General features: G+C 50.4%; 23 protein-coding genes and 1 pseudogene. 10 read left to right on the top strand and 14 right to left on the bottom strand.

Going from position 1 to position 24,941, the window contains the following annotated elements; translation table 11 throughout:
• Genes AACU55_RS07900 through tssB form a run of 9 tightly spaced genes read right to left on the bottom strand, consistent with a single transcriptional unit; the run spans window position 1 to window position 8,446 of the window.
• Complete coding sequence (locus AACU55_RS07900) at window positions 1–300, bottom strand: PAAR domain-containing protein (protein WP_013578181.1); 300 nt, start codon at window positions 298–300, stop codon at window positions 1–3.
• Window positions 300–815 carry a DUF6931 family protein gene (locus AACU55_RS07895; protein ID WP_037032872.1) on the bottom strand — a complete coding sequence of 172 codons (516 nt, stop codon included), beginning with the start codon at window positions 813–815 and terminating at the stop codon, window positions 300–302. The genes AACU55_RS07900 and AACU55_RS07895 overlap by 1 nt, the downstream gene beginning before the upstream one ends.
• A 13-nt stretch (window positions 816–828) precedes the next feature.
• Window positions 829–2,742: a type VI secretion system Vgr family protein gene (locus AACU55_RS07890; RefSeq protein ID WP_037032869.1), complete on the bottom strand. Its 1,914-nt coding sequence runs from the start codon at window positions 2,740–2,742 to the stop codon at window positions 829–831.
• Between the two features lie 3 nt (window positions 2,743–2,745).
• On the bottom strand, window positions 2,746–3,693 hold the full coding sequence (gene tssG, locus AACU55_RS07885; protein ID WP_037032866.1) for a type VI secretion system baseplate subunit TssG: 948 nt from the start codon (window positions 3,691–3,693) through the stop codon (window positions 2,746–2,748).
• Entirely contained in the window at window positions 3,684–5,486 is a 1,803-nt protein-coding gene (tssF, locus tag AACU55_RS07880) for a type VI secretion system baseplate subunit TssF (protein WP_037032864.1), read from the bottom strand. Before tssF ends, tssG begins: the two co-directional genes overlap by 10 nt.
• 12 nt (window positions 5,487–5,498) lie before the next feature.
• Window positions 5,499–5,915: a GPW/gp25 family protein gene (locus AACU55_RS07875; RefSeq protein WP_013578176.1), complete on the bottom strand. Its 417-nt coding sequence runs from the start codon at window positions 5,913–5,915 to the stop codon at window positions 5,499–5,501.
• Between the two features lie 52 nt (window positions 5,916–5,967).
• Entirely contained in the window at window positions 5,968–6,459 is a 492-nt protein-coding gene (locus tag AACU55_RS07870; protein WP_013578175.1) for an Hcp family type VI secretion system effector, read from the bottom strand.
• A gap of 29 nt (window positions 6,460–6,488) precedes the next feature.
• A complete protein-coding gene (gene tssC / locus AACU55_RS07865; protein ID WP_013578174.1) occupies window positions 6,489–7,970 on the bottom strand; it encodes a type VI secretion system contractile sheath large subunit in 1,482 nt (493 codons plus the stop codon).
• Entirely contained in the window at window positions 7,967–8,446 is a 480-nt protein-coding gene (gene tssB, locus AACU55_RS07860; protein ID WP_013578173.1) for a type VI secretion system contractile sheath small subunit, read from the bottom strand. Before tssB ends, tssC begins: the two co-directional genes overlap by 4 nt.
• Before the next feature lie 725 nt (window positions 8,447–9,171).
• Here tssB and mntP point away from each other — a divergent pair.
• The gene (gene mntP / locus AACU55_RS07855) at window positions 9,172–9,747 is read left to right on the top strand and encodes a manganese efflux pump MntP (protein WP_013578172.1); all 576 of its coding nucleotides are present in this window, start codon (window positions 9,172–9,174) and stop codon (window positions 9,745–9,747) included.
• A 4-nt stretch (window positions 9,748–9,751) separates the two neighbouring features.
• Here mntP and AACU55_RS07850 read toward each other — a convergent pair whose 3' ends face one another.
• Complete coding sequence (locus tag AACU55_RS07850) at window positions 9,752–10,723, bottom strand: LysR family transcriptional regulator (RefSeq protein ID WP_134705365.1); 972 nt, start codon at window positions 10,721–10,723, stop codon at window positions 9,752–9,754.
• Window positions 10,724–11,074: 351 nt separating this feature from the next.
• Between AACU55_RS07850 and AACU55_RS07845 the strand changes: the two genes are divergently transcribed.
• From AACU55_RS07845 to AACU55_RS07830, 4 genes are all read left to right on the top strand, one after another.
• On the top strand, window positions 11,075–12,094 hold the full coding sequence (locus AACU55_RS07845; protein WP_134705364.1) for a glycosyltransferase family 9 protein: 1,020 nt from the start codon (window positions 11,075–11,077) through the stop codon (window positions 12,092–12,094).
• A 77-nt stretch (window positions 12,095–12,171) separates the two neighbouring features.
• Window positions 12,172–13,254: a glycosyltransferase family 9 protein gene (locus AACU55_RS07840; protein WP_134705363.1), complete on the top strand. Its 1,083-nt coding sequence runs from the start codon at window positions 12,172–12,174 to the stop codon at window positions 13,252–13,254.
• On the top strand, window positions 13,241–13,597 hold the full coding sequence (locus tag AACU55_RS07835; protein ID WP_037032855.1) for a DUF1493 family protein: 357 nt from the start codon (window positions 13,241–13,243) through the stop codon (window positions 13,595–13,597). The genes AACU55_RS07840 and AACU55_RS07835 overlap by 14 nt, the downstream gene beginning before the upstream one ends.
• Before the next feature lie 136 nt (window positions 13,598–13,733).
• Window positions 13,734–14,594 (top strand): aldo/keto reductase family oxidoreductase, encoded by an 861-nt coding sequence (locus AACU55_RS07830; RefSeq protein WP_037032854.1) that lies wholly within the window; start codon window positions 13,734–13,736, stop codon window positions 14,592–14,594.
• 89 nt (window positions 14,595–14,683) lie between these two features.
• Here AACU55_RS07830 and AACU55_RS07825 read toward each other — a convergent pair whose 3' ends face one another.
• A complete protein-coding gene (locus AACU55_RS07825; RefSeq protein ID WP_134705362.1) occupies window positions 14,684–15,598 on the bottom strand; it encodes a LysR family transcriptional regulator in 915 nt (304 codons plus the stop codon).
• Window positions 15,599–15,716: 118 nt separating this feature from the next.
• Between AACU55_RS07825 and AACU55_RS07820 the strand changes: the two genes are divergently transcribed.
• Window positions 15,717–16,163: an ester cyclase gene (locus AACU55_RS07820; protein ID WP_112151407.1), complete on the top strand. Its 447-nt coding sequence runs from the start codon at window positions 15,717–15,719 to the stop codon at window positions 16,161–16,163.
• Window positions 16,164–16,197: 34 nt separating this feature from the next.
• On the opposite strand, the gene AACU55_RS07815 is transcribed toward AACU55_RS07820, so the two are convergent.
• The 3 genes and pseudogenes from AACU55_RS07815 to AACU55_RS07805 form a co-directional block, all read right to left on the bottom strand.
• On the bottom strand, window positions 16,198–17,820 hold the full coding sequence (locus AACU55_RS07815) for a mechanosensitive ion channel family protein (RefSeq protein ID WP_037032851.1): 1,623 nt from the start codon (window positions 17,818–17,820) through the stop codon (window positions 16,198–16,200).
• 304 nt (window positions 17,821–18,124) lie between these two features.
• Window positions 18,125–18,562 (bottom strand): annotated as a pseudogene (locus AACU55_RS07810) (IS5 family transposase); the annotation flags it as partial.
• A gap of 141 nt (window positions 18,563–18,703) precedes the next feature.
• Entirely contained in the window at window positions 18,704–19,864 is a 1,161-nt protein-coding gene (locus tag AACU55_RS07805; RefSeq protein WP_037032850.1) for an iron-containing alcohol dehydrogenase, read from the bottom strand.
• A gap of 523 nt (window positions 19,865–20,387) precedes the next feature.
• Between AACU55_RS07805 and cecR the strand changes: the two genes are divergently transcribed.
• The 4 genes from cecR to AACU55_RS07785 are packed head-to-tail and all read left to right on the top strand — an operon-like array spanning window position 20,388 to window position 24,938.
• On the top strand, window positions 20,388–21,059 hold the full coding sequence (gene cecR, locus AACU55_RS07800; RefSeq protein WP_037032847.1) for a transcriptional regulator CecR: 672 nt from the start codon (window positions 20,388–20,390) through the stop codon (window positions 21,057–21,059).
• 31 nt (window positions 21,060–21,090) lie between these two features.
• Window positions 21,091–22,077, top strand: a complete 987-nt coding sequence (gene hlyD / locus AACU55_RS07795) for a secretion protein HlyD (RefSeq protein WP_371687418.1) — start codon at window positions 21,091–21,093, stop codon at window positions 22,075–22,077.
• On the top strand, window positions 22,064–23,809 hold the full coding sequence (locus tag AACU55_RS07790) for an ATP-binding cassette domain-containing protein (protein WP_112151410.1): 1,746 nt from the start codon (window positions 22,064–22,066) through the stop codon (window positions 23,807–23,809). The genes hlyD and AACU55_RS07790 overlap by 14 nt, the downstream gene beginning before the upstream one ends.
• Complete coding sequence (locus tag AACU55_RS07785; RefSeq protein ID WP_037032844.1) at window positions 23,802–24,938, top strand: ABC transporter permease; 1,137 nt, start codon at window positions 23,802–23,804, stop codon at window positions 24,936–24,938. Before AACU55_RS07790 ends, AACU55_RS07785 begins: the two co-directional genes overlap by 8 nt.
• The last annotated feature ends 3 nt before the right edge of the window (window positions 24,939–24,941 follow it).

Genomic DNA, 24,941 nt, shown 5'->3' with positions numbered 1-24,941 from the left:
CTATGAAATCAGTACGGTCGGACAACCCGCAACAATGGTTCCGCCATGCGCCGTGCTGTCGCCCATCCGCGCTGCGGGTTTACCGCCAATCAGCACTTTCGTGCTGCCCATGATGACCGAATCCGGTGGTCCGACGCACACTGCCATCGAGCCCATAGTCGCGGCAGGCATACCTCCGATAAGTACGGTCGGCGTACCGGGAGTGGTCACCGGTCCGCCAACGTGGGGAATCGGGGGTAAGCCGGGTGTCACCATCGGGCAAACATGCATATCGCCAACGCGAGCAGCGGGCTGTCCCATCAGTAACCTCCCCCGGCAGCGTGCCACTCAGAAAGCAATGTCTGTGCTCCCTTAAGTGGCGCGTCTTCCGCCGCGATCGCCACGCTGAGCAATTTCAACGCACAATGGAGCATCAGACGGGACAAATGGGGTTCTGGGTACACCGCATCGAACTCTGCGGGTGTCATGCTGCCTTGCATCCAGAACAGTGACAGGCCGAGCGCGCCAACGGGGGTATCAAACCCGAGCTGTTCTGCCTGCTGGAAAATACGGAAACGCCGGTCATCATCAGGATTTGCCAGCCACTGATGGATTTCACTGGCACATTGCTGCATCGCGGGTTCCTGTGATTCAGGGCGGGTCAGCGCCTTTTGCAGCGTCCATGCCAGCAGTTTCTCCTGCACAGAATCAGCCGCCACGCTTGCCAGCGCATCTTCCCAGCGTTCTGCGATCATCAGTTGCGCTGCGTTTTCAGCGCCGTTTTGCAGCGGGTTGTAAGCAGCAAGCGCTTCCGGCGTGAGTAGTTTTTCTTTCATGTTATTCATTTCCTCAGCCAATCATCGTCACGCCGCCCTTGATCTGGGTCATACCGCTACCCTGAACAGTGACCATCGCACCTTTAAGTTCTGCCGTGCCCTTCCCTTCAATTTTGATCGTGGTGCCGCTCAGCGTAATGCCGGAAGGAGAAAGAGTAATTTTGCTGCTACCGACTTTTAATTCGATAGACTGGGTAGATTCAATAACGCAGGCTTTGTCCGCTTTGACCGTGCTACCGCCACCGCTGATGTTTAGCTGATGGTTACCGCTGGTCAGGCTTTCCTGCAAATTGCCTTTAATATCCAGGGCATAATCGCCCTGTTTGAGCGTCAGGCTTTCATTACCTTTGGTTAACTCGGTCGTGCGGTTCTCACCAATGGTTTCAGTGACGTTTTTGGTAATACGGGTGGTGACGTCGTTTTTCACCGTCAGCAGCAGATCTTTTTGCGAGGTGATGACCAGACGCTCTTCGCCTTTTTTATCGTCGAAGCGCAATTCATGGCCTTCTTCAACATTGCCGTTGAGGGAACTGCGTGAAACGAATCCGGCGTGATTTTTCTCCTCAGGCAGGCTCAGCGGCGGTTTGTTTTGCCCGTTGTATACTGAGCCGGTCACCAGAGGATAATCAGGGTTGCCATGCACAAAGCTGACCGTAACTTCGCTGTTGACGCGAGGCAGGAACATGGCGCCGAAACGGCCACCCGCCCACGGCTGCGAAACCCGCACCCAGCAGGAACTGCCGTCGTCATGTTTGTTTTCGCGATCCCACGGGAACTGAATTTTGATGCGGCCATATTCGTCCGTGTGGACTTCTTCTGATTTTGGCCCGACAACGATGGCAGTCAGAATACCGGCGATTTCAGGTTGTCTGGTGAGGCACGGCGGACGCCAGGAAAGGCTGTCTTTCAACACAGTGAGCGCGTAGCCAAAATCAGGCTGCCCGTCATCAATGTTACTTGATGCATGCATATGAACCGACTTGATTCGGTAGTTTCCCCGACAGGAAGGATGCCCGCTCAGAAGGAATTTATCGCCACAGCCTAGCCACCACACGCTGGCTTCGGCGTAGAACTGCTGGTTATCGGCCTCAAGCTGTTCCATCTTCAGCCGGGCTTCTGATTGCAGTAATTCGCGTTTTTCATGGCCGTGCGCGTCCACGTAGCTGACACCCGGCACGGAATATTCCGCTTCCACGGCTTTCGATTCGCCCTCCACACTGGCCGCCTGCACAATGTTAAAACCTTTGAGCATCACGGAAGAGGCCGCCAGTGAAGAACTGGCCACCCAGTTCAGGATACCGACGCCATCGCCTCGCCCCTGCAGCGGCATAAAGGGTAACTCCGCCGTTTTGCCAGACTGATGGCTGGACGGATGATCGGCCAGTACCAGCGTGTGTTGCCCGGCATCATGCTGGAAGAAGTAATAGATCCCTTCCTGCTCAAGAAGACGGCTAATGAAGTCAAAATCGGATTCGCGATACTGAATGCAGTATTCACGCGGCTGATAAGTCGCACGCAGGCGCAAATCAATGTGGCTGATATTCTGCTGGCGCAGCAGCTTACACACTAAATCCGGTACGGTAATATTCTGGAAAACCGCCAGGTTACGCCCGAGACGCAACAATGCCATGCGCGGTTCCAGCGTACCGGTGAAGGTACTGATGCCATCGACATTATTGTCTTCTTTAATCTGTGTCAGCACACCATGCACGTAGCGCTTTTGGTTGCCGCGGCCAATCTCACAGGCCATTTCATGCCCCAGAAAACGCCCCATCTGCGGAGTTATTAACGACGTGCGAAACTGGACCTGATAGCTGAAGGTGTCAGAGAATTGTTCATCGCCCTCGATATACATCAGCGTCAGTGAATCAGCGGCATCGCCAACGAAACGGATAAACCGGTTGTCTTGTCCTGCTACTTTCGACATTTTTTATTTTCCTTCCCGGCAGACGGGTAAACGAATTTTATGCTGGCCTGCTCCCTCGGAGGCCCCGAGACAAATATCCAGCCCGAGTTGCCCGCACCCCAACGAGGTAACGACGTTCGTGGTATTTTCGATCAGCAGATCAATATCAAAATCCAGACCCGGACCAACGTATTCACGCAGATGCGACCACAGATTTTGGTAGTGCTTGCCCTTTGGCAAAAAAAGACCGGCGTTTTTCATCGGCACCGGTCCCAGTGTCACCGTAAAATGTGATTGCCGATCCCAGTACACGCTGCCCAGCATGGGAGCAGCGGCCAGCGTATGTGACGGTTCTCCCAGCCGGCAACACTGGGCCGGGTCCATGACCTGCCATCCGCCGGTAAAAGGCGTGACTTTCGCCGCCACGGAAAAGCGGTGTTTTAACCAGGTTTCAACGTTGAGCATTGAGCGCACTGAATGCGCAAATAAATCAGCAAACTGCTCCTGCTGCAGAGATGGCGCACTGTTTGCCACGCCGGATAACGCACGGATGGCCTGACTCAGCGGCCGTGTTGCACTGAATTCTGCCATGGCGTAATAGTGATATTTCTGCCAGGCGAGATAGCGCAGGCTATGTAGCCGGTGGTTAAAAATGTCCAAAAAAGCTTTGGCAGTTTTGTCCCCATGGCGGTAATAGCGGTCGATCATCCACTCGGTGTATACCGTGGGTAACGCGCCCAGCGCCCCCGTCAGTCCCTGAGCGGCCACTTCAACTTGCCAGCGCTGCTGATCCAGCGGAGTTACCGACGTAATGTCACCTTTCGGCGCATCCAGCGAGAGCGGTGAAATGAAATCAAGTTGCGCTTCGAGCACCTGTATGCTGTCTTTTCCCTGTGCTCTGGTCAGACTGCGTAACATCAGCCGCACCTGTTGGAAAAAGTTATGCGGACTGAGGATTTTGCTTAGATCCATGACAGCCTTCCTGCCCGCACAGGCCATGTCCGTGGAGTTTCACCCGGTGAGTCAATGCAGGTGATTACACGGGTGAAACTGTTGACCGGTGCGTACAACGCCAGGAAACAATCAATAAAGCGACACAGCAGGAAGTACTCAACTTCTTCGGCCGCTTCGCTGGCAAAGGTTATGCGGATCTCCATCCCCCGCGCCATGGAACGGGGATCCAAAGGCGCCAGCCGGGTAACAACCGGGCCAGACTCGACATGCAGGATCAGGTTGATCAAGCGGGTAATGCCCGGATTATCGACAAAGTTGTACAGCGCCAGTGATTCCCTGAGTACACGGGCGCCTTCCGGCCCACTGATCAACATATGGTTGAGCGAAAGCTGAGAAATCAAACGCCAGCGCGTAGCCTGCTTAGCCGGTGGCCTGACCGGCAGCGTCGGGCGTGTCAGCGCAATAATTTTCATGCCCGCAATCGGCAGCTCTGATTCGAAATCTCCTTCAGGAGCGCCGTTGCGCATGGCTGCGGGAATCTCACGATTGGTGCAGGTCAGGTTCATGCTAACAATGTCGCAACCGGGCGCTAACGGGCTTTCTCCCCGGTCAGAAAAAGCGATAAATAACGATGTGGCGACACCGTCATTTTGCATGGTTTCGCGGCGCATACATTGCCAGAACAAACCGGTTTCACCGTCGCTGGCGGAATGGTCCAAACCAAACAATGGATAAACAGGCCGGGACTGTGTTTCATTGCCCAGTTTGCGCATCGCCGACACGCCGTCTACAGACCAGACTTCCATCGCATCCTGGTGACGAATGTCAGGGATAACCGGATATTCCGCCGTTTCGTGATCAGGTGAAATCGGTTCGGCCCGATGGGCGAAAAGATTAACAGCAGGCGTGCAGTTGAGCAGAAACAGGTTTTCGTTCACCGCACCAGCTATTTTCTCCAGCTGGCGCGCTATCATGCAGCGGTTGAATTTCACCACCAGTGAAAGCTCGCTTTGACTACCCGCCACCATGCCAGCGGGCAACGGCATATCAACAAAATGAAACTTTTGCGGGAAGTAAAAATAGTCCTGCAACAGGCTGTGAGTGGGCGAAACCCGTGAATCACCCGCAAGCAAGCCTTCATTTTCACCGAAGCCTACTGCGCGTATAGTTTGCGGTGACAGCGTATGACTCTGCCCTTGCTGGAAAACTGTCAGTGACTCAACTTCGCTGCACAGCAAGGTATAAAGGATGTTGACGATGCGACTGGCGCCGCTGAGATGCAACCTCAGGGAATCCGCCGCCAGTGTGGCACCGGGCCAGACCGATAATTGTATTTTCAGACTCCAGCTCATGTCATCGGCATCCAGATGCAGGCTGACGTTATGCAGACTGACAGGTTGAAGCGTAACCGGATAAGTGGTGCGAAAACGGCAGACCTGTCCGTTCACCGGACGGGAATATAATGCTGTTCCGGCGTCAATGCGGTTACTGGCTGTCAGCGCACTGACTTTGATATCTGGCTGCATTTGTACGACACAAACCGAAGGAAAAGGACGCAAAAATTGCGGAGCCAACACCGTCAGCAATGCATCAGTCACTTCCGGCATATCCTCATCGAGACGTTGCTGAATCTGCGCCGTGACCAGCGCAAAGGATTCAATAATTCGCTCAATATGCGGATCTTCTGACGTACCTTCTGACATTCCTAAGCGTCTGGCGACTTTTGGAAAATGGCGGGCAAACGCCTTTCCCTGCGTTTTGAGGTAAGCGAGTTCATTCTGATAATAAGAAATTAATTTTTTCGCCAACATTATAAATACTCGTTAATCACGCAGAGAAAATTGACTGATGACATCGTCCCACATTAGACGGTAGCGAACTTCACCATTGAATGTTTCAGCATTAATAATGAATGAACAAAGACTTCCCAGTTCTTCACCGGGGGTCACGCAGACGTTTTTCAATCTTGGTTCAAAGCGTTGTAATGCCATTTCAATACGTGATTGCATAATGGCATTGCGCTCAAGACGAGGCGTATCACTGGAAAAAACGTCACTGACTCCATAATTAAGTATCGACTCATTAATCAGTGGAATATTATCAATGCGGTAACTTCGGGGGCGCGAAGACAAAAGCAGCAATATTTCATCAATGAGTGTGCTGCTTTTGTCTTCTTCCTCAATAAGGTCATTTTGATCTTTTGGGTTATTGTCAGATAATTGCTGTAATAAGCTCTTCATCAATAAGCCTTAATACAGTGCACGCTTACAGCGTGCACTGTTGTTTTAAAAATTACAGCTTAGTGTTCTCAACCAGATTCCAGCCCACAGGACCTTGTTTGCTGGTTTTACCGTCTGGCTCAACCATATTAGTTTCGAATGTCATCTGACCAAATACAAAGCTCAGATTTTCACTCGGAACATCCCCTTCTGAATAAGCGTTGAAATTGTAGCTGTTCAGTACACAGTTTTTATAGGTCAGCTTGAGTGCTTCAACCAGTTTCTCACCCTGGAACAATGCTTTAACAATAACAATTTGCTTAACATTGCTGCCTTGCGCAACCATATTGGATAACTGAGTAGAGGTAGTATCCATTACTTTTGAAAATGAAATTGCATCAAAGTTGACGCCATCGCTGTTTACCTGACCGCTAGCATTATCAATTTTAGCTGAGCAGTAAACACCGAAATTCATATTCTCAACGGCAATCCAACCTTCATAACCTTTATTACTTACAGTGCCTTTAATACCATCAATTTGCATGAAAAGCGATTCAGTGGCCATTTTATATCCTTATTTTTACGATTAATTATTTATGCACCCGTCGATGCAGGAAGTTCCGCTACCAGACGCAGCGACATGCTGAGTCCTTCAAGCTGGAAATGCGGTTTTAAATACGCAACGGCGCGATAACTGCCCGGAGAACCTGGTACATCAACAACTTCGACCACAGCCTCACGTAACGGATGGCTTGCTTTAATCGTTGGTCCTACATTATCTGAACCCACAACATATTGGTTGATCCAGTTCTGCAGGAAATTCTGGCATTCAGATTTGGACATGAAGCTGCCCACTTTATCGCGCACGATGGATTTTAGATAATGAGCAAAGCGCGACGTTGTCATAATATATTGCAACTGACTTGACAATTTGGCGTTAGCATTCGCCAGCTCAGAATCGTATTTACGCGGTTTATTGGTCGACTGCACAGCGAAGAACGCCGCGTAATCTGTACCTTTGCAATAAATGAGCGGAATAAAACCAAGCTCAGCTAACTCTTTTTCGCGACGGTCAGAAATTGCCACTTCTGTCGGGCATTGCATGACCTTTTCGCCGGTCTGCGAAATGTAATTGTAGGTCGGCAGTGACTTCACCAAACCGCCGCCTTCAACACCACGGATCGCCGCACACCAGCCGTGTTCCTCAAACGCCTCGACCATACGGCCCGCTAAATCATAAGCCGCGTTGACCCATAAATAGCTGGCTCCTTCATTATTTTCATCAATTTTTTCTTCGAAATTAAACGCGTCTACGGATACAGTTTTTGCACCGTAAGGCAGACGGCCGATAACACGTGGCAGCGTTAAGCCGACATAACGTGAGTCGTCACTCTGACGGAAGGATTTCCAGCGGGCGTAGTCAGAAGTTTCAAACAGTTTGCCCAGATCACGCGGACGCGGCATTTCGGAGAACGATCCCATCGCAAACATGCCAGGGTTCGCAGCACTCAGGAATGGCGCGTGGGCGGCGGCGGCAACATGTGAAATCTGTTCCAGCAGTTGCACATCTTCCGGCATACAGTCGAATTCAAAATCACCCACAAAAGCAGAGTAAGGGTCACCGCCAAAGGTACCGTATTCGCTTTCATAAATGCTTTTGAATAATGAAGACTGATCAAAGTCAGAGGCGGATTTAAAATCACGCAGCAGCTCTTTCTTCGTGCAGTTAAAGACACGCACTTTGGTGTTTTCCGTGACGCTGCTTTGCACCAGTTTGTGCAAACCACGCCAGGAAGATTCCATACGCTGGAATTCAGGTGCCTGAATAATTTTGCTGACCTGAGAAGACAGCAGTTCATCGATGGCGGCAATGCGTGCTTCGATGCTACCCACCAGATCATTGGAAACAATGACCGCACCTGATGCCACTTCCGACAGGAAGTTATCCAACTGGCTTTTTACTTTATTACGATCGGATTCCCGGCGGATGGCCTGGGTATTATCGATAATCTGATCGAGATAATCACCGGACTGCTCAGCTTGAGCTGAAGCATTCATGACCTGGATATCGCTCATTCGACTTCCCCTTTGGCAGGTTCTGCGTCTTTCGCCATACCCTCTAATAATTCAACCAGTTGCTCTTTCAGACGGTCATTGCTCGCAGTTCTGTTGCGCAAATCACTCAGTTGCTCGCGTAATTCAAGAAGTTTGCGCAACGGTTCCACCTGCATTGCCACGTTTTCAGGAGAGAAGTCATCCATAGAGTTGAATTCCAGTGCAATAGCCATCTGGCCTTCTTTTTCTGGCAACGTACTTTCCACCAGCATGTCCACAGCAGGCTTCATTCCTTCCATGACATTATTAAAGTTGTCTTTATCAATGTGCGTAAAACGACGGTCGCGCAGTGGCAAATCATCTTTAGCAAAATTCCCGATAACCCCCATCACCAGAGGTAATTCTTTTTTGGATTCAGCACCGCCAACTTCAACGTCGTACGTAATTTGAACGCGAGGGGGACGCGCTTTGCTCAATTTATATTGTGTATTACTCACGGATAAATCACCATAATGTTTAAAAGAGAGAATTAATATGGCCGTGATAATAAACAGTAATTATAGATTTTCACATATCCGATTGCTTACTAATACATTTACCTTTGCTAAAGTATTTTATTTTTTTCATAAAAAATAACAATATACAGGGTTATTTTAATTATTTGTAAATGAAAAAATAGAATCTATCGAGATTAGATTTTAATATTTATAATAAGGAATGCTTGAATTTTTTATAAAAACAAGAAATACCACGAAATATTAAATGATAATTATTTTTACATTTCATTTTTGACATTCCCCATTCAACTCTTTTTTAAAGAAATAGTATGTGATAGGACCTGCAATGATAATTGTTTTCACGCCATACAAGGGTACGCATAACTTCACAACCTGTACCTGTACCTTCATCATCACATTCAGAATGCGGCGTCACTGGAGATCTTCGGCCTGGTGACGTTCTATACTGTCCTGAAACAGTAAGATTTTCTGAATAAATCATACTCACTCTACATCGTTATGATGATTGATGTTTTTGATGCTTCTCATCGTAATTTTCATCACTTTGCGGGCATTTTGAACAAATATAGCCCGTGCTAACATTCTTAACCAACACTATAACATGCTGAAAATAAAGGTTTTTCTATTTTGTTTTTTGTGGCAGACTGCGCATCTCAATTAATAAATAGCCTTTGGGATTACCGAAGGCCTGACTGGTCCGTTTTATGCAACTTTATACCATCCTCATTCTGGCGTTCGGTATGTCCATGGATGCCTTCGCAGCCGCTATTGGCAAAGGTGCCTCTCTGCACCGGCCACCGCTAAAAGAGGCGTTACGCACAGGGCTTATTTTTGGCGTAATTGAAGCGATTACACCGGTGATCGGATGGGGAATTGGTCTGGCGGCCAGCCAGTTTATTATGAGCTGGGATCACTGGGTGGCATTCACCCTGCTGCTGATCCTTGGTATCCGCATGATTGCGGAAGCCTTCAGGAAAGATAAATTGGAAGAAGATACGCAGGCACCACGTCGTCACGGTTTCTGGGTACTGGTCACTGCAGCTGTCGCGACCAGTCTGGATGCAATGGCTGTGGGCGTCGGTCTGGCCTTTCTTCAGGTGAATATTCTGGTGATGGCGCTGACTATTGGTGCCGCCACCACCATCATGGCGACATCCGGTATGTTGCTTGGCCGGTTTCTCGGTGCCGCGATGGGCAAATGGGCTGAAATTCTGGGTGGTGTGGTGCTGATTGGTATCGGTACATCAATTCTCATCGAGCATCTTGGTCTGCTCGGTTGAGTCTTCATCCAGCGAAGCTATTTTTTATAGTGCCGACTAACAGGCTACTTTTCGATTCCTCAGATAATTTATGTTTGAGATTATCTTCGCGCACAAAATCGATAAACGCCTGTAAAGGCGCGGGGATCAGACGCCGGTCATTGTAGTAAAGATATGGCCCGGAAAACGACAGCCACCATGGTTGCAAGATAGCCTCCAGTTTGCCGCTGGCAATGGCAGGCCGCAGCCATTCTTCGAACAGATAGATAATACCCGCACCCGCCACCGCCGTTTCTACCGCCAGATCCACCGCGCCCCCTACACTCACCACCAGCGGGCCGCTGACCTGAACGCTGAGGCTTTCGCCCTCATGTTCGAACTCCCAGTCCGGCATAATCCCGCTGGCATAGCGACCACGCAGGCATCGGTGTTGTATCAGATCCCGCGGATGCGATGGCCGTCCATGCACATTGAGATAGCCAGGGGAGGCCGCCGCCGCATAACGCTGACGGCGCGGTCCGATGGGGATCGCCACCATGTCCTGCTCGAGACGTTCGTCGTAACGAATACCGGCATCGCAGCCATCACGAAATACATCCTGCACGTTACTTTCAGCAATGATTTCCAGCTGGATATCGGGGTAACGCCGGAGAAATTCGGGCACAAGTGCAGGCAAAACCAGCCGGGTTGCGCTGACCGGCACATTCAGCCGCAGTGTACCGCCGGGCGTATTGCGATAACGGTTGAGAGCATCGAGTGCCGCATCCACTTCATTCATGGCCGGGAGCAACCGCTCGAGCAGCGCCCTGCCCGCTTCGGTCAGCACCACCGCCCGCGTTGTGCGGTGAAATAAGCGAATGCCCAGTTGTTGTTCGGCCCGGCGCACAGCATCGCTCAGCCGGGATGCATTACTGCCTGTGACGCGTGCCGCTTCACGAAATCCTCCGGCTTTGGCCACTTCTACCACTGCGTGCAACAGCGCGATATCCATCGGCATTGTGCGTCACCCTGTACAGTTACTTCTGATTTAACCGGATAGTTGCACACTCACAACATCGCGACAATCATTTGATTGATCCCGGGTGACACACAGAGAATCGCGGTATTAATTAAACCGAAAGCCCCTCACGAAATACTAACGATCTTTAACACAATCTTTCCTTTACGCTGACGTTATGCGTGGAACTAACTTTTTAGGATTAAGTCTACCTTAGCAGTAAATTTCATTATGTCTTTATGGCGGCCCTTTAATAGAACACCCGCATGATGATAATGAAGTTTATATATAATGATAAGAGTCAGGCATAAAGTTACATTCTTGATGACAGTGTATTTAATGAGGAAAGAAATGAAAATATTAATAATCAGACGGGAAAACATTGGTGATCTTATCCTTACAACCCCGCTGATTTCTATGCTGGCGAAATACCATCACGTCGATGTGCTGGTTAATTCTTACAACAAACAGGTTCTTGAAGGTAATCCCGGCGTCAGTAAAGTTCATCATTATACTAAACTGCATCATGAAGGATCTTACACTCAAAAGATAAAAGCCATTTTACGCCGTGTGGTCACCACTTTGGCTATTCGGAAAGAAGGTTACGATGTGGCTATTGTGGCAGGGAACTGGAATAAAAGACCTTTGCGATGGGCAACATTATCGCGGGCCAAACGAATCATCGCGATAGGAAGTGATTCGCCAGACTCTGTCACCGATAAAATACCTTATATGCGGGATGGCATGCATATGGTTGAACAGATGGCTGAACTCGCCAGGCCTTTAAATTGTCACGCCAAACCGGGGAAACTGGCTTTATGGGTGACAAAATCTGAAAAAGAACGGGCAGCTCACAAAATAAAAAATACTTACAATATGCCCTTATATGGTTTGCAGATCAGCGCCCGAAAAGAAAAACAACGCTGGCCCGTTGAGAATTATATCGAAATCGCTCACAGGCTGGCGCGTGACGAACCTTGCAAAATTATTCTTTTCTGGTCGCCGGGTTCAGAAGATAACTTGTGTCATCCAGGGGATGACCAGAAAGCGCAGTACATCATCAACGCCTGCAAAGATATTATTATGGTTCCTTTCGATACGGTAAATATTCGTGAACTTATGGCCGGAATGTCTCTGTGCCACCAGATAATCACCAGCGATGGCGGTGCATTGCACATTGCAGCGGGTGTGGGAAAACCAGTGGTGGCGCTTTTTGGTAACAGCGATCCGCAGGTCTGGGGGCCATGGAAAGTGCCGTGCAGAATCATTGCTGCTGCAGACGAAGAGGTTTCTCATATTTCAACCGATGAAGTTTATAACAATTTCGTTGCACTGAGAGATGAAGTGCTTATTGAAAATACAAAAAAATGAGTAACAGCCTAAAACTCTATTTGTAATTTAATTGAAAAATAGTCCCTATCATCGCGTTGCGGGTAACCTGAACAGAAATGAAAGCCATCAAGATAAAAGTAATAAAGACGATATTGCATATCTATTGTTTTTTAACGAGAAGAAAAAAATATTCGCTGGAAGAGCGTGAAACATCACCGGGTAATATTGTCATTTACTCCACTACCGCGCTGGGGGACTACCTCATGAACACACCAGCAATCATGCATTTAAAGAATAGATTTCCAGCCAGCAAAATAATACTGGTTACCAGTAAGAAAAATCACAGCCTGGTTGTGCAATATGATTGGTTTGACCATATTTATATATGGGATAATAAGGTTGTCAGAATATTACCTTTGTTATGTAAACTCAGAAAACACAAACCTGATATTTCCGTTATTTTACACGCACACTTTCCTTATGACATATTTTGTGCTGTTTTATCCGGCAGTAAAATGATTTTACGCGACCACTATGGCAGTGAGTCTCCCGAACTTAATCGTTATTTAGATCACTATTCCGGTTACTATGACGGACATACTATCCGGCGCAAATTGAAGTTACTCGAAACACTGGGAGAAAATACTGGCGACACGACAATGCATCTTCCCGTGATCAATACTCTTTTACCGCGTCAGTATTTACGCCAGCGCATTGGATTTCAGTTAGGGGCATCCAATGAGACCCGTCGCTGGCCGGTATGTTTTTTCAGTACACTCGCCTGTATGTTATTAGACAACGATCGGGATCTGGAAATCATTATCACAGGCACAACATCCGAAAAGAATCTGGCAAATGATTTCTTAAAACAATTACCCGCTCACTATCAGAACAATATATGCGTAATGTCTGGTCATACGCAGTTGACAGAATTAGTCACGCTGTTGAAAAGCCTGGATGTTCTTGTTACGGGTGACACCGGGCCGTTACATATCGCAGTGGCCGCTGGCGTAAATACAGTCAGTCTTTTTGCCACAGCCAATCCAGCCTATACCGGTCCGTGTCAGGATCCGGACAAGCATATTATTTTGCACCGTCCTGATGGTGAAAAAACAGAACATCCCATGATGGCGATTCTGCCTGTTGAGGTTTACCACGCGGTCAGGGAATTGCTGGGGAGGACATATGACAGTGAATGATGTGCTGGAAGGGAAAATCATTGATTTTCTTGAACAACATAACCACCCCACCGTGTTTGGTTTTTACAATAAGATCTGCGGGAGTGATTTTTCATTGTTAAAGCTTTCGCTGAGTGAAATACAGACGGATATCCTGATGAACGATTTTTTCATCCAGTTCAAGGTAAAACCCAAAAACTATCGCACATCCAACCATTTCCCCGAAAAAACGGGTGTTCTCGGTTCATTGATTTTTACCCTAAACCGGATGCAGGGAAAAGTGACACCCATAACCGTCAGAGCGCTGCATGATGCGGCTCTTATGGGCGTCTGGCCTGATTATCTTCAGCGCAAAAATCAATAAACAGTGTCCTGTGCAGAATTCAGCGCGATAACCTTCGCCATTGTGCGCCAGTCCGTACAGTTTGTCCTGATTTCACCGGATAGTTGCACAACCTGCCCGCGGCTACAATCAGTGAACAATCACACAGGAGAATCCCATGTCACAACCCTCAATGACTTACCCCCTCGGCGACAGAGAAGTGGCGCGCTTAGGTTATGGTGCAATGCAGTTGGCTGGCCCCGGCGTTTTTGGCCCGATCAGCGATGAAGCACGGGGCATTCAGGTGCTGCGTGATGCCCTGGCATCTGGTGTTAATCACATCGACACCAGCGATTTTTATGGTCCGCATGAAACCAATAAGCTGATCAAAAAAGCCCTGCATCCGTATCCCGATAATCTGTGCATCGTGACAAAAGTCGGCGCACGACGCGATGAAAAAGGCGGCTGGTTACCGGCTTTCAGCCCGCAGGAACTGACGCAGGCGGTGGAAGATAACCTGCGCAATCTCGGGCTGGAGACGCTGGAAGTGGTAAATTTGCGCAGCATGCTCGATGAACGTCAGCCAAAAGAAGGGTCACTGGCACCGCAGCTGGAAGCGCTGATTACGCTGAAGGAGCGCGGCCTGATCCGTCATATAGGTCTGAGCAATGTGACTGCAAAACAGGTCGCCGATGCACAGAAACTGACGACGATCGCCTGCGTTCAGAACATGTATAACCTGGCGAACCGTCACGACGACGCGCTGGTGGATAGCCTGGCTGAACAGGAAATCGCGTATGTGCCGTTCTTCCCGCTGGGCGGTTTTTCGCCATTGCAGTCAACGCAGCTTGATGAAGTGGCGGCACAATTGCAGGCGACGCCGATGCAGGTCGCGCTGGCCTGGCTGCTCAAACGCTCGCCGAATATCTTGTTGATCCCCGGCACGTCATCGCCGCAGCATCTACAGGAAAATCTGGCCAGTGCGAAGGTGATTTTGTCCGATGAAGTGATGGAAAAACTGAACGGAATAGCGGGTTAGCTCTCACACATCCCCCGGCACATCATGCGGGGGAATGGTTTCCCCGGTGGCTGAATCTTCGCCCCGTGGTATTAACGGAGCCTGGTCACTCACAGCAATTCATGGGCCTGCGCGCAGATCAGTTGTCTCAGCCATTTCTGCGCATTGCTGTCATCAGAACGCCGGTGCCACAACAGATAAAACGGGATCTCCGGCAATGCCACCGGCGGCAGGGTCATCACAATATTGGGGTGTTTCTCGCTCACTACCACGCTGCGTTTGAGCACCGTCGCGACATACCCCGTCTGCTGCACCACACCGGCAACGCCAGCCATGGTCGGCAATGTCAGACGAAGTTCACGAACCAGCCCCATCTCCCTGAGTTGTTCATCGACCAGACCATAATGATTTCCTTCCGGCGAGACCAGAATATGGCTCATCCCGAGATAGGTTTCTAACGTCATGCCGTTGCGTGCCGCATCACTGTCGCGGCGGATAAGCGTGACAAATTCATCACTGAACAAGGGCTGCGATAAGATGCGGTTTTCCGGCCGGGTCGGGGGAATACCGATCACCACATCAACCTCACCGGCATCCAGCATCGACACGGATGCATCGCGGTCGGTGAATGTCCTCACATGCAGTGTCACTCCGGGCGCCTGTTCGCTGATCGCCCGCATAATGCCGGGCAGTAACACCATCAGCGGGTATTCGGACGTGCCAAGCGTAAAAGACATTTTTCTGTTTTCCGGCGCAAAATTGTCGTCCGGAGCCAGCAGATGACTCAGTTCGTTAAGTGCTTTTGACACATGCAAACCGATCTCTTTTGCCCTGGCGGTAGGCAGCAAACCGGAAGCACTGCGGATAAACAGCGGATCCGCAAAATGCGTTCGCAGGCGCGACAATGCCGCGCTCATCGCGGGCTGACTGACCACAGCTTTGCTGGCGGCACGGGTCACATTCCGCTCTTCCATCAGCGCATCAAACGCGACCAGCAGATTCAAATCGAGACCCTTAAAATCCATAAAACGTATATTCCTCTATATGCTTTTCTTATTTCAATTATTACTGATATGAATGTGATACTCGCTGCGTGCACCACATTAACCCTATAAAAATGCAATCAGCCAGAGGAATTTCACGATGTCAGACAACAATAGCGAGATGGCAAATCGTCTTATCGCGGAACGTAAAGCCGTTGAAAAAATCTATCAGGCTTTTAGCCTGCATGATCCGGACTTAATGGATGAGGCAGTCACGCAGGACTGGAAAGATATTCCCCTCGCGCCCGGTCAGGCATCCGGCCCCGAAGGGTTGAAACCGATCATCCGGGGGTTCATTGAGGCTTTTCCGGATGTGAAGATCACCATCCACGACCTTCTTCAGACCCCGGGGAAGATTGCCGTGCGCGCAGAAATTACCGGTACCCATCACGGCAACTTTATGGGCATCGAACCGACCGGCAAATTTGTCAGCATCCGGCTGCATGAATTTCATGAGCTGAATGGCGAACGCGTCACCACCACCTGGCATCTGGAAGACTGGTTTGGCGCGTTCATGCAACTCGGTCAGTTCCCGCCGCAGGGTTAACAGCCGGACAGCAAGCTGCCCCGTCTGATAGATTTCATTTCGGATTGTCTGGCGGTGAGGCCGGTGCGGCGAACCAGTTATCCTGAGTTACCATGACCGCCGTTTCCGGCTGATTCACAAAATTCGGCGACATGATCTGCACATTAAATTCGTTGAATACGTCCTGAATGTGACTGTGCAATTCGCTTCTCACTGTGGCAAGAGATTCGCCCGGCTGGAGATGCACCTGCAGTTCATAAGCGATGTACCAGTCCATCAGGCTGAGCTGGCGCACCAGCGGCTTCTGCTGAAGATCAATACCTCGCGTGCGACTGGCGGCCAGTTCCAGCATGGCATGAACCTGCCGCCACGGCGTGTCATAACCGATGGTGACGCTGGTCGTCAGATTAACGCCACCTCCCGGGTTTTGTGCGCTGAGATTGGTGATTTTGCCGCTAACCACCACAGCATTCGGCACCGTGACAACGTAACTTTCGCGGGTGATAATTTTAGTCGCCAGCATGCCGATTTCACTCACCAGCCCTTCGTTATCGCCGATGCGGATCACATCGCCTTTACGCAGTGCCCGGGAATAAATCAGCACCAGTCCGCTCATCGCATGGTTCATCACGCCTGCAGAACCCAGCGTCAGCATCAGACCAAAGAATACGCTGACACCTTTGAAGGCCAGTGAATTTGCCCCTGGCAAAAACGGATACGCCGCCGACAGCGCAAACAGCCAGACCATCACGGAAATCAGTTTTCGCGTCGCGCCCACCGTTTCAGGATGCAGACCGGGTATCTTAAGTTTTCGGGTTTCAACCCGTTTTAACATTACTTTCAGCAGCTTGAGAATAAACGCCGTAATGAGGAAAATGATTGCCACGATCATCAGTCCGGGAAACGCCGACACAATCGCTAATGCGATTTTCTGCACCACATTTACTGACCAGTCGCCCAGCGATTCGCCCCAGATACGTGTCCACGGATATAAACGGAACAGCCAGCTCAGCCACAGATAGAATGCAACGATACTGAGTAGAATCATCAACATAGCGTATAAACGCACTTCAACCGCACCCAGTAAGCTGCGCCACCGGTACGGGATCCACCCCTTCTTCAGCAAAATCTTTGCCGTGAAATACGCTTTCACTTTGGCCCAGGATTTAAACGCGGAGTAATACAACAGGATCAACACCGCGGTGCCCGCCACCACTTTTAGTGTTGCGATCGCCAGATAGGAGGAAGAATACTGCTCTGTCAGAGAGGTACGCTGTGCATTGAAACGCGCCAGCACCCGCTGCGCGGCCTGATCGAGAGTCAGATCATCGCCTTCATCCAGATCACTTTCTGCCAGCAGCATCAGCGGCTTACCGTTGATCACAAATATCCGTCCCTGCTGACCATAACGTTGCACAGGCAGGATCTGAACCGGATGGCGTATATCTTCCCTGCTCAGCGAACGCAGCGTATTACGGATGCGCAGCACACGCTCTTCCGGCGTGGACAAGCCGAACGTGGCCTGCAACATCACCACCGGCTGGTGAAAAATATAAACAGTGCGGGCTTTTTCCTGATCAGACGGCATCTGCCGGGGTTCAGCTGCCTGCAGAGGAAAGGATGCAAAAAACGCCAGCCAGGCCAACAACGCCATCACCTTCAACCTGCTGTCACCCATTTACAGACTCCCCTGCGTTATTGATGTCATTTCTGCAACCGGGTTTGATCGGTATACTTCGCTTTTTCGTAAAGCATCAGCGTCGGAATCCCCGGCCTGAACACAGAACGCTCAGTGGCTGTTGTGCCCTGATGAATGAATCCATAAAAATAATATCATTCAGAGACAATCACGTTGGAATAAAGAAACTGACTTAAAAAAGCACAGTAAAAGCCCCTAAAATAAGCATTTTCATTGAGGGGAAACTTGAATAAATGCTAGTTACTAAGTGAAATTTTTGCTAGCAACCGGACATGTTTTTGTGAACCTTTAGCGGGAGACCGCTTGCGTCTGTCACCCGATGGATTTTGATGCCAAAACCACCGTGAGAGCGACCCAGCCCATTATCTCCGGTTATATAGGGATGTTTTTTTGCGCGCCGGCAGCACATTTCAGCGCCCGGATATTACTGCCATCCATCGCTGTGGCAGACCCGTCAACAAGGCCATAAAGCAACCTGTTGAAAATAAGGTTAATCACTGCCGATTTTGACCATTGGTTAAAGCGGATAAACGGTTTTCCACGGCCCCTATCGTTTAGATAAATCGCGCCATAGGGCACCTGAATACAACACCCAGAACATGCCGTTGATGATCATGCGGTGCTGTGCCCATGGCCGTCCGACCCGTGGCGTAGCAGGCTCAAGAGGCAACAAGGAATGGATGATGGTCCATGCTTCGCCGGGAAGGTCGTAGCGAGGCATAGTTTACTATGTCTTGAAAACAGATAGTTACTATAGCCCGGATGATTAAGGGACCCAGCCTGGCTGCAGGTCACCTGCAGCAGGCCTTAATTCATTTACGGTGAAGGTTTTTCGGGCCCATCGTCGCGCAGTTATCTAACGTTACTCTTCGCCTTCATAAGCCTGACGATAGAGTTCAATGACCTGCTCTTTAGTCGCTTTGCGCGGGTTCGTTAACTGGCAGACATCTTTTTTCGCATTCTCGGCCATGATGGCAAAATCTTCAGGTTTGACGCCCAGGCTTTTCAGATCGCGAGGAATGCCAACCTGCCTGCTCAGGCGGCGGATGGCGTTAATGGCTTTAACCGCAGCCTCATCGGTAGAGAGCCCGGCCACGTTTTCCCCCATGGCCTCTGCAATATCGCGGAAGCGATTAAGGTTGCCAATCAAGTTAAAGTACTCAACATAAGGCAGCAGAATGGCATTACATACCCCATGGGGAAGGTTATAGAACCCGCCCAACTGATGCGCCATCGCATGGACATAGCCCAGAGAAGCGTTGTTAAAGGCAATCCCGGCGAGGTACTGCGCGTAGGCCATATTATCCCTTGCCTTCATATATTCGCCGTTTGCCACAGCTTTGGGAAGGTACTGGGTGATCATCCTGATCGCTTGCAGCGCGGCGGCATCAGTCAGCGGATTCGCCATGGTAGACACATACGCTTCGATGGCGTGAGTTAACGCATCCATGCCGGTCGCGGCGGTCAGTGAAGGTGGCATCCCGACCATGAGTACCGGGTCGTTAATCGAGATTTGAGGCGTCACGCGCCAGTCAACAATCGCCATTTTAACTTTACGTGCTGTATCAGTGATGATGCAGAAACGGGTAATTTCTGAAGCGGTACCTGCGGTGGTGTTGATTGCCATTAATGGGATCATATCGTTGCGGGATTTATCAATACCCTCAAAGTCGTGAATATTTCCTCCGTTGGCTGCGACTAATCCAATACCTTTCGCACAGTCATGGGAGGAACCGCCACCGAGTGAAACAATACCATTGCAGCCATGTTCCCGGTAAAAACTAATCCCCGCCTCTACGTTTTTATCTGTGGGGTTAGGTTCCGCGCCACCAAATATACGCGCTTCAATACCGGCTTCTTCATAAATTTTAGCGACTTTGTCCGCCATGCCACTTTTTGCCAGGAAAGCGTCCGTGACAATCATGATTTTTTTTACATCTAACGTTTTTGCCAGCGTACCGGCTTCCTGAACACTGCCTTCGCCAAATACATTTCGTGTTGGCAGAAAATAATATGTCGACATTGAGCTTCCCCTGTTCATAAATGTGATTGTTAATGTGTCCATGACTGCTTTTGAGCGGTAGACAAAATGCATCAAGCGCGGAGCGGGTGATGCGAACAAAAGCGCGGACCGAACATATCCACGACAATGGTAAGGGATTACTGGTAAAGAACAGAGAACAACCTCACAAAAGGAAGGGTCTTTATAACAAAAAGAATTATCTTTTTTCACATTGCATGTCTGGTGGGTCGTTGACCTGGTCGATTCAGGTTACCGCTGGAGATTTCACGCCGGCCAATACACAAATGTTGTTGCAAATCTTGCGACGTCTGCGGCAGAGGGAAGCGGCGAAAATAATCGGGTGAGCCATACACGGCGGCGGTGAAGGGGCCTGTCTCCGAGCTTCGTACGAATACATAAACAATTTCCTGACAGTCCAATAATCGTCCGCACCACCTCGCAGGATACAAACGCATCGCTGGACAGCCTATTTGTTTCGGCCTATTTTTAATCAATCGATTGATTAACTTTTTTATGAGGCAATATGCCGACCTCTCAACCTCCCATAACTTCCCGTGGCGAACAGGCTAAAAATAGCCTTATTAAAGCTGCCATCGCTCAGTTTGGTGAATATGGCTTGCAGGCGACCACCCGAGATATCGCGGCTCTTGCCGGGCAAAATATTGCGGCTATCACCTATTATTTCGGCTCAAAAGAAGAGCTGTATATTGCTTCTGCTGGGTGGATTGCTGATTTTATCAACGACAACTTTCTTGAGCACATGCAGTGCGCCGAAGAGGTTATGAGTCAGTCGCCATCAGACAAAGCGCAAATCCGCCAGCTAATTCATACGGCATGTGAGCAAATGATAAGGCTGCTCACCTCCGATGAAACTCTGAATCTCAGCAAATTTATCTCTCGCGAACAGCTTTCGCCAACACCCGCTTATCAGCTCATCCACGATCGTGTGATAGCACCGATGCACAGCCACCTGACTTCCCTTGTGGGCCGTTACACTGGACGTGATCCCCTGGATACCGAAACCATTTTGCATACTCACGCTTTGCTCGGACAGATTCTGGCCTTCCGACTGGGGCGGGAAACTATTTTACTACGCGCCGGTTGGACAAACTTTGATAAGGCCAACCGGCAGCAAATCAGTAGCGTTGTGTTAACCCACGTCGATTTCATCCTGCTGGGATTGTCTGTTAATTAAGGAAGATCGTGCCATGAAAAATAAAAGGCCCATGGTTGTGCTCGTTGTTATTGCGTTGCTGGTCAGCTGTTTTGGCGGCTGGATGTGGTATCAAAGCGAGCAGGAAAAGCCATTAACGCTCTACGGGAATGTGGATATTCGCACAGTGAACATGAGCTTTCGCGTCGGTGGTCGCCTCGCTACGTTGCAGGTCGATGAAGGCGATTCAATCAAGGCAGGGGAAACGCTCGGGGAACTGGACAAAGGCCCGTATCAAAACGCCTTGCAACAGGCGGAAGCAAACGTTGCAGCGACACAAGCGAAATTTGATTTGATTATTGCCGGCTACCGTGACGAAGAAATTGCCCAGGTGGCCGCGCAGGTGAATCAGGCGCAGGCTGCCTATGACTATGCCCAGAATTTTTACCAGCGCCAACAGGGGCTGTGGGCCAGACGCATGATTGCTGCAAATGAGCTGGAAAATTCCCGTTCATCAAGCGATCAGGCAAAAGCTACGCTGAAAGCCGCGCGCGATAAGCTCAGTCAGTACCGCAACGGTAACCGTCCACAAGAGATTGCCCAGGCACAGGCCAGTCTGCAACAGGCTAAAGCACAGCTCTCCCAGGCGCAGCTGGATCTACAGGACACCACGCTTACCGCCCCATCCGCCGGCACATTGCTTACTCGCGCCGTTGAACCAGGGAGCATGCTCAACGCGGGTAACACGGTATTAACACTTTCCCTTACGCGCCCGGTGTGGGTACGTGCTTATGTGAATGAAGTGAGTCTTTACAATGTACAGCCGGGTACGGAAGTGCAGATTTATACCGACGGGCGTCCCGAAAAGCCCTATCACGGCAAAATTGGCTTTGTTTCTCCTACCGCGGAGTTCACCCCTAAAACGGTTGAGACGCCCGATCTGCGCACCGATTTGGTCTATCGCCTGCGCATTATCGTGACCGATGCCGACGATTCGCTGCGTCAGGGTATGCCGGTCACCGTAAGTTTTAACAATGGTGCCCAGCATGACCCGCTATGACAGCGGCATCATCCGCTTGCAGGGGCTGATGAAAAACTTCCCTGAACTGGGTAAACCCGCGGTAGCAAGCCTTGAATGTGAAATCCACCCGGGGGAAGTCACCGGGTTGGTGGGGCCTGACGGCGCAGGGAAAACCACGCTAATGCGTATGCTGGCAGGCTTGATGAAACCTAGCGGGGGAAGCGCACAGGTCATAGGCCTCGACCCAATCAAAGATGGCAGTGCCCTACACGCCGTAGTAGGGTACATGCCGCAAAAATTCGGGCTGTATGAAGATCTGACGGTAATGGAAAATCTCACTCTGTACGCAGACCTGCGTGGAGTGACGGCCGAGGAACGTAAAAAAACATTTGCGCGGCTGCTAGAATTTACTTCCCTCGGTCCCTTTACCTCGCGCCTCGCCGGTAAACTTTCCGGCGGTATGAAGCAGAAGCTAGGCCTCGCCTGTACACTGGTCGGCCAGCCTAAGGTTCTGCTGCTCGATGAGCCCGGTGTCGGCGTAGACCCCATTTCGCGACGCGAGCTGTGGCAGATGGTGCACGAACTGGCAGGTGAAGGGATGCTGATCCTATGGAGTACTTCGTACCTCGACGAAGCTGAACAGTGCCGCGAGGTGCTACTGCTGAACGAAGGCGAGCTGCTGTATCACGGAGCACCAAAAGAGCTGACGCAGAAAATGGCCGGGCGTTCGCTGCTGGTGAGTCATGGGGGAGAAAACAACCGCAAGCTGCTTCAGCGGGCGCTGAAATTGCCGCAGGTGAGCGACGGTGTGATCCAGGGGCGTTCCGTACGTCTGATACTGGCAAAAGACGCCACTATAGAAGAGCTGGCACAAGCATTGGATCTGTCTCTGGAGCAAATAACGCGTACCGTCCCGCGTTTTGAAGATGCGTTTATCGAACTGCTGGGGGGCACCGGCACGAAGGAATCACCGCTAGGAAAAATACTGCATACGGTGGAAGGCAGTTCCGAAGAAACGGTGATTGAAGCCAAACAGCTCACAAAGAAATTTGGTGATTTCACAGCGACTGACCAGGTCAATTTTACCGTACAGCGCGGCGAGATCTTCGGGCTGCTTGGGCCGAACGGCGCGGGTAAATCCACGACGTTTAAAATGATGTGCGGGCTGCTAGTGCCGACCTCTGGCAAGGCGCTGGTGTTGGATATGGATCTGAAAACCAGCTCCGGTAAGGCCCGTCAGCATCTGGGATATATGGCACAGAAGTTTTCGTTGTACGGCAACCTGACGGTTGCACAAAATCTGCGTTTCTTCTCAGGTGTGTACGGGCTGCACGGCAAGGCGCAGGACGACAAAATTTCCCGTATGAGCGAAGCGTTTAACCTCCAGCCGATATTTAACAGCCCGACAGATTCCCTGCCACTCGGCTTCAAGCAGCGCCTGGCGTTGGCCTGCTCACTGATGCACGAGCCGGATATTCTGTTCCTTGATGAACCCACGTCTGGTGTTGACCCGATTACACGGCGCGAATTTTGGATGCACATCAACGACATGGTTGAAAAAGGCGTAACCGTGATGGTCACCACACACTTTATGGACGAGGCGGAATATTGCGACCGTATCGGGCTGGTATATCGTGGCAAGCTTATCGCCAGCGGCACGCCGGACGATCTCAAACAGCAGGCGGCAGACGACGAGCAGGTCGACCCAACCATGGAACAGGCATTTATTACGCTGATAAACAAGTGGGATAAGGAGCACACGCATGAGTGAGCATAAAATAGTCTCATGGAGGCGAGTACGCGCCCTCTGCGTGAAGGAAACGCGCCAGATTGCGCGTGACCCGAGCAGTTGGTTGATTGCTGTGGTGATCCCCCTGCTGCTGCTTTTTATTTTCGGCTTTGGCATCAACCTGGATTCAAGCCGCCTGCACGTGGGGATTCTGCTGGAACAGCAAAGCGAAGAAGCGCTGAGTTTCGCTCATACCATCAGCGCTTCGCCCTACATTCAGCCGACCATCAGCGATAACCGCCACGAACTGATTCAGCTCATGCAGGCGGGAAAAATCCGCGGCATAGTGATTATCCCTACAGACTTTGCGCAGAACATGGCGCGCGCCGGGGCTACAGCGCCGGTTCAGGTGATTACCGACGGCAGCGAACCGAACACCGCAAACTTTGTGCAGGGCTATGTCGAAGGGATCTGGCAGGTATGGCAACAGCAGCGCGCGAAGAGCCGGGGTGAAAGCGTCGAGCCACTGATTGATGTGCAACTGCGTTACTGGTTTAACCCTGCTGCGATCAGTCAGCATTTCATTATTCCGGGGGCGATAACCATCATTATGACGGTTATCGGTGCCATTCTGACATCGCTGGTCGTGGCGCGTGAGTGGGAACGAGGCACTATGGAAGCCCTGCTTTCAACGCAGATAACACGTACCGAGTTGTTGCTGTGCAAGTTGCTCCCCTACTATGTGCTCGGCATGCTGGCAATGCTACTGTGTATGGTGGTTTCGGTATTTATTCTCGGCGTACCCTATCGCGGTTCGCTGCTACTGTTATTTTTGATTACCAGTCTGTTTTTGCTCAGTACGCTTGGTATGGGTCTGCTGATTTCGACTATCACTCGCAACCAGTTTAACGCCGCTCAAGTGGCGCTGAATGCTGCATTTTTACCTTCCATCATGCTCTCGGGCTTTATCTTCCAGATCGACAGCATGCCAGCGATTATCCGCGCAGTGACTTATATCATACCGGCGCGCTACTTCGTGAATACCCTGCAAACCCTGTTTCTCGCGGGAAATATCTCCACGGTGCTGATAGTTAACGTACTGTGTCTCATTGTCTCGGCGGTGATGTTTATCGGCCTGACGGCGTTGAAGACCAAACGTCGTCTGGATTAAGGG

It is taken from the genome of Rahnella sp. CJA17(1/100), assembly GCF_963881615.1.
Taxonomy (GTDB): Bacteria; Pseudomonadota; Gammaproteobacteria; order Enterobacterales; family Enterobacteriaceae; genus Rahnella; species Rahnella aceris.
This window is presented reverse-complemented; position numbering and strand designations above follow the sequence as displayed.